Here is a 13,211-nt window from a genome sequence, read left to right as displayed (position 1 = left end):
GTTGATTCGCGTGTTGATGGCAATCAACATGTTGACGGATCCACGCTGGAGTGGACCCGTCAACACCTGGTCACGCAACCGGGATCAACTGGACTTGAATCAACAGGCCAGGGCGAGTGACGGCTTGACGGCGCCGACTGCACGGCCGTGGCCCAGGACCGGCACGGTGGCGAGGCCGTCGATCGCGCTCACGTCCACCCTGAGCCGCTTGAGCACCGCGACGATCACGACCGCGCGGGCGCGTGAGGAGCCGTCGGCGATCTTCAGCGCCACGCCTTCGCCGGTGGGCAGGCCGACGGCGTAGACGCCCTCCGCGCCGTCCTTGGCGATGACGCCGGGCAGGGCGTCCATCAGCACGGTCACGTCACGGCCGGTGCCGCCCACCCACTGCGGATAGGTGTTCATCGCCGTGGCGACGCGGTGTTCCAGCGTGCCTTCCTCGGCGGCGGCCAGGCGGCCGAACGCCCTGGCCAGGCCCGTCAGGCTGATGGCGAAGATCGGGGCGCCGCAGCCGTCCACGCCCACCTGGGCCACGGGCTCGCCGGCCACGTCCTCGATGGTCTTGCGCGTCGCGACCTGCAACGGGTGCGTCGGGTCCAGGTAGTCGGTGGTCGGCCAGCCGTTGGCCACACAGGTGGCGAGCATGGCGGCGTGCTTGCCCGAGCAGTTCATGTACTTCGGCGCGGCGGTCAGGCCTCGGACCAGGTGCTGGGCGCGGGCGTCGTCGCCGAGGGGCAGGTCCGGGGTGCACTGCAGCGCGTCCTCGCCCAGGCCGGCAGAAGCCAGGATTCGGAGGGCGCCGGAGACGTGGAAGTCCTCGCCGGAGTGAGAGGCGCACGCGAGGGCGAGCAGTTCGCCGTCGAGGTCGAGGCCAATGCGGAGCATCGCGAGGGCCTGGAGCGGCTTGTTCGACGAGCGCGGGAACGCCACGTCGCCGGGTCGGCCGACGGAAAGCACCGGATCTCCGGACGGGTTGGTGGCCACGACGGTGCCGTGGTGCACCGACTCCAGGAAGTCGCCCCGCCAGACCTCTGCCACTACCTCGTGTCCCATGTCGCCCCTTCCCGCACCTCGACGAACTGCCAACTGTCGACAGTTGACAACATCGATAATGTAACCAGGAGACGGCCGGTGCCGTCCAGATCAGGAGACGAAGGTGACACCTCCCCTGCACCTCAGTCTGGCCGGACAGGCCGTGGACGTCCTGCGTGAGCAGGTGCTGACCGGGGAGATCCCGCCTGGCTCACGGGTCAACGAGGTCGAGGTGGCGCAGAAGCTCGGCATCAGCCGCGGGCCGTTGCGCGAGGCGATCCGGCACCTGGCCTCGGAAGGTCTGCTCACGCTGGTGCCGCACCGCGGCGCGTTCGTGCCCGACGCCAGCCCCGACGACGTCCGGGCGCTCTTCGAACTGCGGACCGCCCTCGAGTGCGCGGCCGCGGAACTGGCGGCGTCGCGGCGGACCGACGTCGACCTGGTGCGGTTGCACGAGGTGTGCGCGGCGAGCCGGAGCAACTACCACGCCGGGCAGCCGTTCCCGTACCGGCTGGACCTCGCGTTCCACCAGACGCTGCTCGACGCCGCCCGCAGCCCGTACATCGCCGAGCAGGTGCGGCTCGTGCAGCAGCGAGTCGTTCTTCTCCGCAGTGCGCTCGAGGACGACCCGCCGCACCAGCACGCGTCGATGGACGACCACGACGAGCTCGTCAGGGCGATCGAGGACGGCGACGCGGCCAGGGCGTCGACGGTGATGCGCCGTCACCTCTCTCGCGTGTGTGCGCAGATGCTCACGAGCCTGAACCACTAACGTCGCAAGACATGACGTTCGGCGACCGGCTCCTGCGGCACCGCAAGAACGCCGGGCTCAGCCAGGAGGAGCTCAGTGCCCGCTCCGGTGTCAGCGTCCGCGCCATCAGCGACATGGAACGCGGCAGGGCCCGCTCCCCGCAGCGCCGCACGACCGAAGCACTCCTCGACGCGCTCGGCCTCGACGAACCCGGCCGCGCCGAACTGCGCAGGCTCGCTAGGGCGGGCCGGGCCGCGGTGACGAACCCCGTCTGGTCGTTGCCGATGTACGTGGCGGACCTCGTCGGCAGGGACTCCGAGCTCGCCACGATCGGGGCGTTGCACGGCGGGCTCGTGGTCGTCCACGGCGCGGCGGGAACCGGCAAGACCAGCCTCGCCGTGAGGGCGGCTCACCTGCTCGAAGGATGCTTTCCGGACGGTCAGCTGCTCGTCGAGCTGGACGGCTCCACACCGCCGCTCGAACGGTTGCTCCGGGACCTCGGCATTCCCGCCGAGCACGTGCCGGAGGACGTCAACGGGCAGACGCGGCTCTACCGGTCGTTGCTCGCGGGGAAGCGTCTGCTGCTGGTGCTCGATGGTGTGCACACGGAGGAGGAAGCCCGCACGCTCCGTGCCGAGCCGGGCTGCCTCACGATCGTGACGTCACGACGACGGCTGGCCGGCCTCGAGGACGCCACGTGGATCCGGCTCGGCGGGCTCACCGAGGACGCCGCCGTCGAGCTGCTCGGGTCGATCATCGGGCCCGCCCGCGTCGACACCGACCACGAGACCGCGCGGGAGCTCGTCGCGTTGTGCGGGACGTCGCCGCTGGCGCTGCGGATCGCGGGCAACCGGCTCGCCAGCAGGCCGCGCTGGCCGTTGCGGCACCTGGTGGAGCAGATCCGGGAACGCCGCCTGGCCGCGCTCACGGCAGGCGACCTCGACGTGCGGGGCGCGTTCGAGGTGTCGCTCGCGCACCTGCCGGACACCGCGCGGCTCGTGTTCCGGCGGCTCGGTCTGCTCGTCGGCACCCGCGTCACCCCCGAACTGGCGGCTGAGCTGGCCGGAATCGGCGTGACGGAGGCGGAACAGGCGCTGGAGGAGCTCGCCGACGTCAGCCTGCTCGACGCAGACGACGACGGGTACTCGATGCACGCGTTGGTCAAGACGTTCGCCAACGGCCTGATCGACGTCACCGACGACGACGCGCACCGCAAGATGCTCGCCTGGCTGCTGGAGTCCGCAGTCGCCGCAGGAGTCCTCTTCGGACAGACGGGTGACGCACGGCGCGTGCAGCCACGGGACAGGGCGTTGCCGGACGTCCCGGCGGCGAGGCGCTGGCTGGACGAACACCGCGACCTGATCCCCCGGATCGTCGAGCAGGCACAGGCCAAAGGCATGCACGACGACGTCGTCCGCGCCGTGATCGCACTCTCGCACTACGCGGCCATCGAACCGGGTCTCGTCTGGGAACGGGTCTACCGCGCCGCGCTCCCGTCGGCGCGCGAGCCGTGGCAGGAGATCGTGCTGCTCACCCAGCTCGGCTGGGTGCTGTTCGACGTGGCCGACCGGTCGGGTCCGGCGCTGGAGGTGCTGACCCGCGCGGCACGGCTCGCCGAGTCGTCGGGGGAGACCGGGCACCTCGGCTGGGTGTGGTTGATCGCGTCGGCCGCGCACAGCGGGCTCGGAGAGGACGAACAGGCTGAAAGCGTGCCTCAAGGCCATCGAGTCGATGCACGAACCCGAAGACGTGCACTACGCGCGGTCCGTGCTCGGTGTGCTGTGGCGGCGAATGGGTCGTCCCAACGCCGCTGTGGCGGCACATGAGGAAGTCGCGAGAGAGCAGCGCGCCTATGCGCACACCATCTACGAACTTTCCGCTCTCGGCCGCACGCTCGGATGGCTCGGCCTCGCGCTGATAGACGTCCACCGGCCAGACGACGCCGTCTCCGCACTAACGGAGGCGGAGTGCGTCTACAAGCGCGCACAGATGACGTCGTGGCTTGCGCGCACGCGGTTTCATCGAGCAGAAGCTCACCGGGTCGCGGGCCGGATCGACCAGTCCGACGAGGACCTTGCCCAGGCGCTGGACGGGTTCCGCGCGACCGGCGACCGGATCGGGGAGATCGAGACGCTGCGGGCGTTCGCCGACAACGCCGAGTCACGTGGCGACCACAGCGCGTGCCGGCGTCATCTGCGAGACTCGCTCGCGACGTGCGAGCGGTGGGACACCGATGCGACGCGCGAGATAGCCGCTGAAGTGCGGCTGTGCTTGTCGAAGATCGAGGGTTTGGCCAAAGGGTGAGGCGATGCGGGCGAAGGCCTTCAGCGAGTTCCTGCGCTTCTACCGGCGGCGCGCGGCGCTCACGCAGGAGGACCTCGCCGCCCGCACCGGCCTGGGCGTGCGGACGCTGAGCGACCTCGAACGCGGCCGGGTGCAGACTCCCCAGGCGCAGACCGTCGACCTGCTCGTGGCCGGACTCGGCCTGCGCGGCACCGAGGCCGACCAGTTCGTGGCGCTCGCCCGGTCCTCCGGCAAGGCTCAGCCACGTCCGGAACGCACCGACTCCGCGCTTCCGGCCCGTAACACCCTCATCGGCCGTGAACCGGAGCAGCAGCAGCTCGCCGCGTTCATCGACCGAGCGTCGGCATCGCCCGTGCTGGACGTTGTCGTCGTGCACGGACCTCCGGGCGTGGGCAAGACCTCTCTCGCGGTGGACGCTGCACACCGGTTCGCCGACCGGTTCACGGATGGCGCACTCCACCTCGACCTGCGCGGCATGGACCCGGCCCCGCTCTCGGCGGAACGGGCGATCGCACGGCTGCTGCGGGCGTTCGGCGTACCGGACGCGCGGATGCCGTCCGACCCGGACGACCGCGTCCGCCTGTACCGGTCGATGCTGCGGGAACGGACCGTGCTGCTCGTGCTCGACAACGCCGGGAACGAGGCCCAGGTCCGGCCGCTGCTCGCCGCCGCCCCCGGTTCGCTCGTGCTGGTGACCAGCCGCAACGTCCTGGCGGGGCTGGCCTGCCGGTCCCGCCTCGACCTCGGCCCGCTGCGTCACGACGGCGCCGTCGCACTGCTCGCCGCGACCGCCGGACCCGAGCGAATCCGGGCCGACCTGCACGCCGCGGACGAGGTCGCGACGCTGTGCGGCGGCGTTCCGCTGGCGCTCGCCATCGCGGGCCGAACCACGTCGTCGTTGCGGCACCTCGTCGAGCAACTCTCCGACGAACGGGAACGTCTGGACGTGCTCGCGACCGGCGACGTCCAGGTCCGCACGGCGTTCGAACTGTCCTACCGGCAGCTCGCGCCGGACGCCGCGCTGCTGTTCCGCAGGCTCGCGCTGGTCCACGGCCCGGACACGTCCGTCGAGCTCGCCGCGGTCGCCGCCGACCTGGCTCCCGGCGACGCGGAGTCGTTGCTGGAGGACCTCGTCGACGCGAGCCTGCTGCGACCGGACGTTCCCGGCAGGTACTCGTTCCACGACCTGATACGTGACTACGCGCGCGAGCGTTTGCACAGCGAGGAACCGGACCTCGAAAAGCACCGTCTGCGCACGCGTGACTGGCTGCTGACCACCGCGACGCGGTGCGCGTCGGCGTTCCTCCCGGACGGCGAGGGTGCGACGGACCTGGCGAGCGCGGACCGCTGGCTGTCCGAGGAGCTCGCGAACTGGCGCGGCGCGTTCCGGGAGGCCGTCGACGACGGAGCCCACGAGCAGGTGCTGGCGCTGGCGCGGTCGATGCACTGGTACTCCGACCACCGCGGGTCCGGCGAACTGTGGCTGGAGGTGTACACGGCGGGCGTCACCGCGGCCGCCGCGCTGGGGGAGACCGAGCAGCAGGCCCAGCAGCTCAACTTCGTGTGCTGGGTCTACGCCGCACGGCACACGAACATCCCTCTGGCTGTGCGGTGGCATGAGGAGGCGTTGCGGGTCGCGCAGGAGTGCGGCTCGCTCGCGGAGACGGCCTGGGCGCACTACTACCGGGCGGCCGTCGAAACCCGGCTCGGTGACCACGCGGCAGGTGTAATGCACGCCGAGCGCGCTGCGGAACTGTTCCGCGAGGCCGGTCAGCCGATGAACGTGGTGATCGCCATGTCGTACACCGGCGTGCTGCTGGAGAGGCTGGGGCGCTTCGCCGACGCGGTCGCGACGCACCGGGCGTGCGTCGCGGAGGAACGGGCGCTGCGCGGCGACGAGCGCGGGGTGGCCCTGGAGAACGCCGCCCAGCTGCTGCTGCGCCTGGCGGACGCACTGGTGGCCGCGGGTGAGCACGAGCAGGCGCTCGACGTGGTGGCCGAGGTCGAGGAGCTGACCGGGCGGGGTGCGGCGAACCTGCGGTCGATGGCCAGGCACACCCGCAGCCGCTCGCTGGCCGCCGCCGGACGGCTCGCCGAGGCGCGGGAACAGCTGTCCGGTGCCGTGGAGTCGCTGTCCGATCCGGAGGTCAAGGTGGCCGTGCTGATGGAGCTCGCCGGGCTCTGCGACCGCATGGGCGACCACGACGCCGCGATCCGCCACCGGGTGCGTGCCCTGGCCGAGAGCGAGGGCTACGAGTCACCCGGCATGACCAAGCTGCAGCACGACCTCGCGGACGCGCTCGGGATCGGTCTGTCAGCGTAGGACGGTGCTCAGGAACGCGTCCGCGTCGAAGTGTTCCGTGCCGGGCGGCACGAGCCGGTAGGTGGCGTCGAGGAACTTCCGCAACGTGCCCGCCGGCACCCGGAACACCGTCACGTGCCGGTCCGAGATCAGCTCCAGCACGAGCACCCGGCCGGCGTGCGGGCGCAACCGCACGTCGCCTTCGCCCGCCGGCGCGACCAAACCCTCGGCCAGCAGGTCCCTGCCCATGATCCACGTCGCCACCGCGCCGCCGGCGTGGAAGTTCATCGTCACCGCGAACGGGTCGTCCGCCTGGTAGAGAAGTTCCGTCTCAACTGGCGCGGTGGCGCCGCTCTGCCGGACGAAGTCGAAGACGGTGCGTGACGCGACCCGCATCGGGGACTCCCTGAGGTGTTCGCCTGTGTTCAGCAGTTCTCACGCGAGGAAAGCCGAATCGGTTCAACGGCACGTGTTGACGTTCCCAATTGAATTGTGCGAACGGGCAGACCTGCGGAAGTTCTGCCGGTCCTTCTGCATGGTCCAGTTGGGTCCACTGGCGATTTGCTGGCTGGCATGGTTGCCCCGCTTCGCCCAGGTCTCGTCGACGCCGTCGTGCGTCAGGCTGGTGGCCTGCTCGTAGGCCGTGAGCGGGAAATCGCCGTCTTGACAGACGCGCTCGGTGGTGGTGCACGGTCGTGCGTCGTGCACGGCGCGACGGGGATGGGCAAGAGCGCGTTGTTGTCTGTTGCGTCGTCGATCGCGGTGCGCAGCGGGTTGCGGCCCGTGCGGGGTCTTCGGGCGTTGTCCGGGGTCGACAGTCACGTGTTGCTCGTGGTGGACGACGTCGAACAACTTTGCGCCGAAGAATGCGAGCGTTTGTCGCGATTTCGGGGCGCTGTGGTGGTGGGAGGAGACTTCGACCCGGATTCTTCGGGTTTCGCCGATGCGGTTCGGGTGCCATTGCGGCCCGTCGACGCCGAGTCCGTGGCCGAGATGATCCGGCGCCGGTTCGACGTTGAACCCTCGCCCGAGCTGACCGCGTTGTTCCTGGAGCACAGCGGCGGTGCGCCGGGCGTGGTGAGCGACGTGCTGGACGTCGTCACGGACCTCTCGGTGAACTCGGTGCGCGCCACGCTTCCCGGACTCCGGCTGCCACGCCTGCTGCGGGCCGTGCGCCGCCACTGGCAGTTGCTCGACGCCGACGCGGTGGCTGTTGCGCGCGCACTGGCCGTGGTGGGCCATGCGTCGTTGGACCTGTTGTGCGAAGTCGCCGGCATGGGGTCGTTCCGCACCCTCGCCGCGTTCGAACGCCTTAACGACGCACGCCTCGCCGTGGCCGAGCCGATGCGTCTCCAGTCCCCGGCGTTGAGCCACGCGATCCGGCACGAGACGGCGCCGCAGGTCAGGGAACGTCTGCACCGCGTGGCGGCGGACGTCCTGCACCGGCGCTGCGACCCACCGGCTGCCGTCGCCGACCAGGTCGTGGCGTGCGCTGAGCCCGTCGGGGCGTACTGGGTGGCTCCGGTGCTGCACAGCGCGGCGCGGCTGCACCGGGCCGCCGGTCGGCCGGACCAGGCGGTGAGGTGCCTGCGCGCCGCCCTGCGCGAGCCGTTGAGCAGGGAGGCTGCGGCGCAGGTGGCGGTGGCGATGGCGGACCTGCACCTGCGCTGCGGGATCGCACCGCGAGCGGGTGAGCTGGCACGGCAGGCGCTCGTCGTGGACGGTGACGCGGCGGACTGGCTCGCCGCGGTGGCGCTGGACTGGCAGTGCGACGAGGACGTGCTGGGCGCTCTGGGGAGTCCACCGGTCGTTCCCGCGGACCCGGAGCAGGTGCTCCGCGACCTCCCGGAGAGCGGGCCGCTGCTGATGCCGTCGATCGTCCTCGCCGGGCTCGGTCTGGTGCGGGCCGGATCCGTCGCGGTGCTGGAGCTCGCGCCACGGCTGCGCACCCGGCTCACCGGAACGGAGAACGACTGGCTGACGGCGCTGGAGATGTGGGCGCACCGGGAGAAAGGTGACCACACCGAGGTTTCCCGGCTCATGCGCGACCTCGCCGAGGCCTCACCCGCGCGAGGGTGCGTGGCACTGGGCGCTGGCGCGTTCGTCGCGTCCTGTGTGGACAGAGGACGGCTGGCTGATGCACGGGAAGTGTTGGTACGGCTCGGCTACACGGGCACGTTGCCGCCGGCGTGGGCATGCACCCCGCTGTTGCACCACCGCGCGCGCATGCACCTCGCCCTCGGCGCACCGCGAGCCGCACTGGCCGATGCCGAACAGGCGGGGGACGCTGAGCTGGCCGGTGTCGCGCGGGCGGCGCTGGCGGAACCATCGCAGCAGCCGTTGCGGTGCGCGGCCTGGCAGAAGCTGACGCCGCACGAGTCGCGCGTCGTGCGGCTGGCGCTCGACGGCGAGACGAACCGGGAGATCGCGACGCGGTTCAACGTCACGCAACGGGCGGTCGAGCTGCACTTGACCCGCGTCTACCGCAAGGTCGGGATCAGCAGGCGAGTGCAGCTCTCCTCCGTCTTCGGCACCGTCTAAAGCAGACCCGAACGCAGTGCCCACGCCACGGCGTGCACGCGGTTGCGCAGCCCGAACCGTTCCAGCAGCTGGTGCAGTGCGTACTTCACGGTGCGTTCGGAGCAGAACAGCCGTGCGGCGACTTCGGCGATCGTCGCGCCGTCGGCCAGCAACCGCAGCAGCTGCAGATCACGGTCGTTCAGCACCGGTGACCTCTCCCGCACGTGGTGCCCGCCGACGAGCAGCTTGACCAGACGTTCGGCGTTGACGTCCGCACGCCGCAAGGGAAGCGGAAGGCCTGCTTGTGCAGCGATCGAAGGTGTGAGGTCGTGCACCCGTGCGGCGATGACCACGATCCTGGACGAACCGCTCGCTCGCAGCCGTGCGGCCTGTTGCGCACACAGCTCGTTGACGAGCGCAAGCAACACATTTGCGTCCGTGCGATCGTGCACCACTCGCACCCGTGGTGAGTTCTTCAGCAGGTGCGTCACGCCGGCGGCGCTGATCAGGTCGCGGGACTCCACCGCAACACGCACCGGTTCGAGTCCGGAGTCCAAGGTTGCCAGGGCAGTGCTCATGCCCCCGATCGTCCGAATTTTCGGCGGCCGTCCACTTCGGAAAACCGAACCGATCCGACGAGCACCTGCCGATCGCCCGCGAAGGTGCGGAACTCTCCGGTCGGCCAATGTTCGATCCGGAGCTCGTCACCGGGGAACACGGGTGCGGTGAACCGGGCGTGCAGCTCGGTGAAGTCCTTGCCGCGCACGGTGATGCCGAGCGTGCACAGGCCGTGCAGGATCGGTCGTTCGAACCCGGCCCTTCTGGCGAACGCGGGGTCGGAGTGCATCGGGTTCACGTCGCCGGTCTCGCTGTAACGCAACGCCTGGCTCGCCGAGGTCTGGAAGAAGCTCACGTCCGGTTCTTCGTCGGGCACCTCGAACGCGCGGGTCTCGCCGCGGTCGCCGCCGAACCCGCCCTCGCCCTTGATGAAGCACGACGACCGCGTGCTCGCGTATTCCGACTCCCACGTGCTGACGACGAGAGCGCCGGAACCCTTGTCGTAGATGCCGGTGACGGTCTTCGTGACGACCGCGGCACCGTCCGCGGGGAGTCTGCGGTGCACCCACAGCGACTGCTCGGCGTGCAGGACCTGGGTCATGTCGGCACCGGTCAGCCCGAGCTGGGGGCCGCCGTGCTGCAGCAGCGGGATGGCGAACGCGGGGGAGTGACCGCCGGTCGCCGCCGCGTACACCTCGGCGTCGCCGGCCGACCAGGTGCGGACCTGTCGTTCGACGACGCCGAGGATGTCGTGGTTGAGCATCAGCCCAAGATAGAACTAACCGAGCGTGCCGCGGATGTTCGCGTGGCCCTTGAGCAGGTTGCGGGCGATCGTGCGGCGCTGGATCTCGTCGGTGCCCTCGTAGATGCGCAGCAGCCGCAGCTCGCGGTACCAGCGCTCGATCGGCAGCTCGCGGGTGTAGCCCATGCCGCCGTGGATCTGCAGCACGCGGTCGACGATCTCGTTGGCCTTGATGCCGCCGTACAGCTTCGCGATCGACTGCGCCTGCCGCGAGTCCTGCTTCTGGTCGACGAGCCACGCGGCGTGCAGCACGAGCCAGCGCAGCGCCTCGATCTCGACCGCGGAGTCGGCGATCATCCACTGGATGGCCTGGTACTCGGCGATGGGCTGGCCGAACGTGACGCGGTTCTTGGCCTGCTCGATCGCCATCTCCACGAGGCGTTCGACCGACCCGAGCGCACGGGCGGGCAGCAGGTAACGGCCCTGGCCGATCCACTGCATCGCGAGGTGGAAGCCCTTGCCCTCCTCGCCGAGGATGTTCTCGTGCGGCACGCGGACGTTGTCGAACACGAGCGCCGCCGGGCCCCACTGGCCCATGGTCGGGATGGGCTCGGACTTCCAGCCCATGTCGCGGTCGACGAGGAAGCACGTGACGCCGCCGTCGGCGCCCTTCTCCTTGTCCGTCACGGCGAACACCATCACGAAGTCGGCCTCGTTGCCCTGCGTGATGAACGTCTTCTCGCCGTTGATGACCCACTCGTCGCCGTCCCTCACGGCGGTCGTGCGGATGGCCTTGGCGTCACTGCCGGCACCGGGCTCGGTGATCGCGAAGCACGACACCCGTTCACCCGAGATCGTCGGCATCAGGTAACGCTGCTTCTGCTCCTCGTTGCCGTGGAACAGGATGTTGTCCGCGTACCCGCCGAACCGGAACGGCACGAAGCTGCGGCCGAGCTCGGCCTCGATGAGCGCGGTCATCATCGCGCCGAGCCCCATGCCGCCGTACTCCTGCGGCGTCAGCACACCGAAGAATCCGGCCTGCTTGGCCTTGTCCTGCAGCGCCTTGAGCTCGTCCTTCGGCAGACCCGGCTGGCCGGCGCGTTCGCGGCGCAGCACCTCCGGCTCCAGCGGGATGATCTCCTTGCGCACGAAGGTCCGCACCCAGTCGCGGATCTCCTTCTGCTCCTCGTCGAGCGTGAAGTCCATTTCTTTCCTTTCAGATGAACGCGTTCACGCCCGTGAGCGCGCGTCCGATCAGCAGTTTCTGGATCTGGCTGGTGCCCTCGTAGAGGGTGGTGACGCGGGCGTCCCGGAGGTACTTGCCCACCGGGTACTCGTCGATGTAGCCGTAGCCGCCGAAGACCTGGATGGCGTTGTTGGCGACCCTGACCGCGGCCTCGCTGGCGTACAGCTTGGCCATGGACGCTTCGGTGCTCATGGGTTCGCCGCGGTCGGCGAGGTCGGCGACGCGCCACGTGAGGAGCCTGGCGGCGTCGGTCTCGACGGCCATGTCCGCGAGGAGCTCCTGGACGAGCTGGAAGCCCGCGATGGACTTGCCGAACTGCTCGCGTTCCTCGGCGTACTGAAGTGCGGCCTCCAGCGCGCCTCGCGCGGCACCGACGCACCCCGCCGCGACGGACATGCGCCCCTTGTCGAGCGCGCCCATCGCCAGCTTGAAGCCTTCCTCGCTGAGCAGGGCGTCTTCGGGGATTTTGACGTCGTCGAGGGTGATCTCGGCGGTGGCCTGGCCGCGCATGCCGAGCTTGCCCTTGATCTCGGTGGCGGTGAAGCCCTCGGTGTTCGTGGGGACCAGGAAGGCGCTGATGCCCTTCGGACCTGGTCCTCCCGTGCGGGCGAACACGAGCGCGACGTCCGCCCACGTGCCGTTGGTGATGAAGACCTTGCGGCCGTTGAGCACCCAGCCGTCGCCCGTCCTGGTGGCCTTGGTGGTCAGGCTGCCGGCGTCGCTGCCGGTGCCGGGTTCGGTGAGCGCGAAGCAGCCGAGGAGGGTGCCCGCGGTCAGGCCGGGCAGCCAGCGTTGCTTCTGCTCCTCGGTGCCGTGCTTCGCGATCGACTTCGCGACCAGGCCGAGCGAGACGGAGATGATGCCCCTCACGGCGCTGTCTCCGCGCGCGACCTCTTCGAGCACGAGGCAGTAGGCGAGGTTGTCGCCGCCGGACCCGCCGTAGGTCTCGTCGATGCCGAGCCCGAGGAACCCGACCTCGCCGAGCGCCGGCACGAGGTCCCGGTCGATCGCCTCCTCACGGTCCCACCGCGTCGCGTGCGGGACGATGCGCTCGTCAGTGAAGCGCCGCGCCAGCTCCCTGAGCTGCCGGTGCTCGTCCGAAAGCGTCAAGTCCACGGGTCCTCCCGATTAACCGAACAGTGTTAGGTTAACCCACATGCCCCGGCCGAGCACCCCTCTGCTGAGCCCCGACCGCATCAGGTCGACGGCTCTGGCCATCATCGACCGCGACGGGCTCGACGGCCTGTCCATGCGCAAGCTCGCCGCCGAGCTCGGAGTGCAGGCGGCGTCGCTGTACGGGCACGTCCGCACCAAGGACCAGCTGCTCAACGACATCGCATCCTCCATATTGTCTACAGTCGACGTGTCCGGCTTCGATGTCGACTGGAGGGAGGGGCTGATCCGGTGCGCGCGCTCGTACCGTGCGGCGTTGTCGTCGCACCCGAACATCGTCCCGTTCCTGGCGTACGGCCCGGCCGGTCGTGACGAGTCGTTGAAGCGGCTCGACATCCTGCACGGCGCCCTCGTCGACGCCGGCTGGTCGCGCCGTGAGGCCACGATGATCGCCGCGGGCCTGATGTACATCGTGTTCGGCTCGGCGCTGAGCTCGTTCTCCAGCGGTTTCTCCGCCGATCCCGCCGACTACTCCGGCCGCTACCCGCACCTCGACCGCGCGCACCTGCTGCCCGGCGTGGCCCGCGAACTGGACCACGACAGCTTCGAACTGGCGCTCGCGGCGTTCGTCCGGGGCCTTTAG

At 70.2% G+C, this 13,211-nt stretch carries 12 protein-coding genes; 6 read left to right on the top strand and 6 right to left on the bottom strand.

Features of this window, described 5'->3' with window-relative positions; translation table 11 throughout:
* Positions 1-99: 99 nt before the first annotated feature.
* Positions 100-1,053: an asparaginase gene (locus tag AOM45_RS43240; protein WP_030471917.1), complete on the bottom strand. Its 954-nt coding sequence runs from the start codon at positions 1,051-1,053 to the stop codon at positions 100-102.
* Between the two features lie 103 nt (positions 1,054-1,156).
* Between AOM45_RS43240 and AOM45_RS43235 the strand changes: the two genes are divergently transcribed.
* Genes AOM45_RS43235 through AOM45_RS43220 form a run of 4 tightly spaced genes read left to right on the top strand, consistent with a single transcriptional unit; the run spans position 1,157 to position 6,410 of the window.
* Positions 1,157-1,804 (top strand): GntR family transcriptional regulator, encoded by a 648-nt coding sequence (locus tag AOM45_RS43235; RefSeq protein WP_030471918.1) that lies wholly within the window; start codon positions 1,157-1,159, stop codon positions 1,802-1,804.
* An 11-nt stretch (positions 1,805-1,815) separates the two neighbouring features.
* The gene (locus AOM45_RS43230; RefSeq protein ID WP_051784432.1) at positions 1,816-3,609 is read left to right on the top strand and encodes a helix-turn-helix domain-containing protein; all 1,794 of its coding nucleotides are present in this window, start codon (positions 1,816-1,818) and stop codon (positions 3,607-3,609) included.
* Positions 3,551-4,087 carry a hypothetical protein gene (locus AOM45_RS43225; RefSeq protein ID WP_156094249.1) on the top strand — a complete coding sequence of 179 codons (537 nt, stop codon included), beginning with the start codon at positions 3,551-3,553 and terminating at the stop codon, positions 4,085-4,087. The genes AOM45_RS43230 and AOM45_RS43225 overlap by 59 nt, the downstream gene beginning before the upstream one ends.
* Before the next feature lie 4 nt (positions 4,088-4,091).
* Positions 4,092-6,410 carry an ATP-binding protein gene (locus tag AOM45_RS43220; RefSeq protein WP_035912863.1) on the top strand — a complete coding sequence of 773 codons (2,319 nt, stop codon included), beginning with the start codon at positions 4,092-4,094 and terminating at the stop codon, positions 6,408-6,410.
* Here the strand turns inward: AOM45_RS43220 and AOM45_RS43215 are convergent.
* Entirely contained in the window at positions 6,402-6,785 is a 384-nt protein-coding gene (locus tag AOM45_RS43215; protein WP_030471922.1) for an SsgA family sporulation/cell division regulator, read from the bottom strand. The genes AOM45_RS43220 and AOM45_RS43215 overlap by 9 nt on opposite strands.
* 177 nt (positions 6,786-6,962) lie before the next feature.
* Here AOM45_RS43215 and AOM45_RS43210 point away from each other — a divergent pair, with 177 nt between their 5' ends.
* Complete coding sequence (locus AOM45_RS43210) at positions 6,963-8,930, top strand: helix-turn-helix transcriptional regulator (protein WP_081902594.1); 1,968 nt, start codon at positions 6,963-6,965, stop codon at positions 8,928-8,930.
* Here the strand turns inward: AOM45_RS43210 and AOM45_RS43205 are convergent.
* Genes AOM45_RS43205 through AOM45_RS43190 form a run of 4 tightly spaced genes read right to left on the bottom strand, consistent with a single transcriptional unit; the run spans position 8,927 to position 12,571 of the window.
* Positions 8,927-9,487 (bottom strand): helix-turn-helix domain-containing protein, encoded by a 561-nt coding sequence (locus AOM45_RS43205; protein ID WP_030471924.1) that lies wholly within the window; start codon positions 9,485-9,487, stop codon positions 8,927-8,929. The two genes, AOM45_RS43210 and AOM45_RS43205, sit on opposite strands and share 4 nt — an antisense overlap.
* Positions 9,484-10,230 (bottom strand): MaoC/PaaZ C-terminal domain-containing protein, encoded by a 747-nt coding sequence (locus tag AOM45_RS43200; protein ID WP_051784433.1) that lies wholly within the window; start codon positions 10,228-10,230, stop codon positions 9,484-9,486. The genes AOM45_RS43205 and AOM45_RS43200 overlap by 4 nt, the downstream gene beginning before the upstream one ends.
* Positions 10,231-10,245: 15 nt before the next feature.
* Positions 10,246-11,415 (bottom strand): acyl-CoA dehydrogenase family protein, encoded by a 1,170-nt coding sequence (locus tag AOM45_RS43195; protein WP_030471926.1) that lies wholly within the window; start codon positions 11,413-11,415, stop codon positions 10,246-10,248.
* A gap of 10 nt (positions 11,416-11,425) precedes the next feature.
* A complete protein-coding gene (locus AOM45_RS43190; protein ID WP_030471927.1) occupies positions 11,426-12,571 on the bottom strand; it encodes an acyl-CoA dehydrogenase family protein in 1,146 nt (381 codons plus the stop codon).
* 40 nt (positions 12,572-12,611) lie between these two features.
* Here AOM45_RS43190 and AOM45_RS43185 point away from each other — a divergent pair, with 40 nt between their 5' ends.
* On the top strand, positions 12,612-13,211 hold the full coding sequence (locus AOM45_RS43185; protein WP_030471928.1) for a TetR/AcrR family transcriptional regulator: 600 nt from the start codon (positions 12,612-12,614) through the stop codon (positions 13,209-13,211).

This window comes from Lentzea aerocolonigenes (genome assembly GCF_000974445.1).
GTDB lineage: Bacteria > Actinomycetota > Actinomycetes > Mycobacteriales > Pseudonocardiaceae > Lentzea > Lentzea aerocolonigenes.
This window is presented reverse-complemented; position numbering and strand designations above follow the sequence as displayed.

Bases quoted from the DNA above. Each gene is read 5' to 3' on its own strand.
- AOM45_RS43240 (WP_030471917.1), bottom strand. From the start codon at position 1,053: ATGGGACACGAGGTAGTGGCAGAGGTCTGGCGGGGCGACTTCCTGGAG.
- AOM45_RS43230 (WP_051784432.1), top strand. From the start codon at position 1,816: ATGACGTTCGGCGACCGGCTCCTGCGGCACCGCAAGAACGCCGGGCTC.
- AOM45_RS43220 (WP_035912863.1), top strand. From the start codon at position 4,092: ATGCGGGCGAAGGCCTTCAGCGAGTTCCTGCGCTTCTACCGGCGGCGC.
- AOM45_RS43215 (WP_030471922.1), bottom strand. From the start codon at position 6,785: ATGCGGGTCGCGTCACGCACCGTCTTCGACTTCGTCCGGCAGAGCGGC.
- AOM45_RS43210 (WP_081902594.1), top strand. From the start codon at position 6,963: ATGGTTGCCCCGCTTCGCCCAGGTCTCGTCGACGCCGTCGTGCGTCAG.
- AOM45_RS43205 (WP_030471924.1), bottom strand. From the start codon at position 9,487: ATGAGCACTGCCCTGGCAACCTTGGACTCCGGACTCGAACCGGTGCGT.
- AOM45_RS43200 (WP_051784433.1), bottom strand. From the start codon at position 10,230: ATGCTCAACCACGACATCCTCGGCGTCGTCGAACGACAGGTCCGCACC.
- AOM45_RS43195 (WP_030471926.1), bottom strand. From the start codon at position 11,415: ATGGACTTCACGCTCGACGAGGAGCAGAAGGAGATCCGCGACTGGGTG.
- AOM45_RS43185 (WP_030471928.1), top strand. From the start codon at position 12,612: ATGCCCCGGCCGAGCACCCCTCTGCTGAGCCCCGACCGCATCAGGTCG.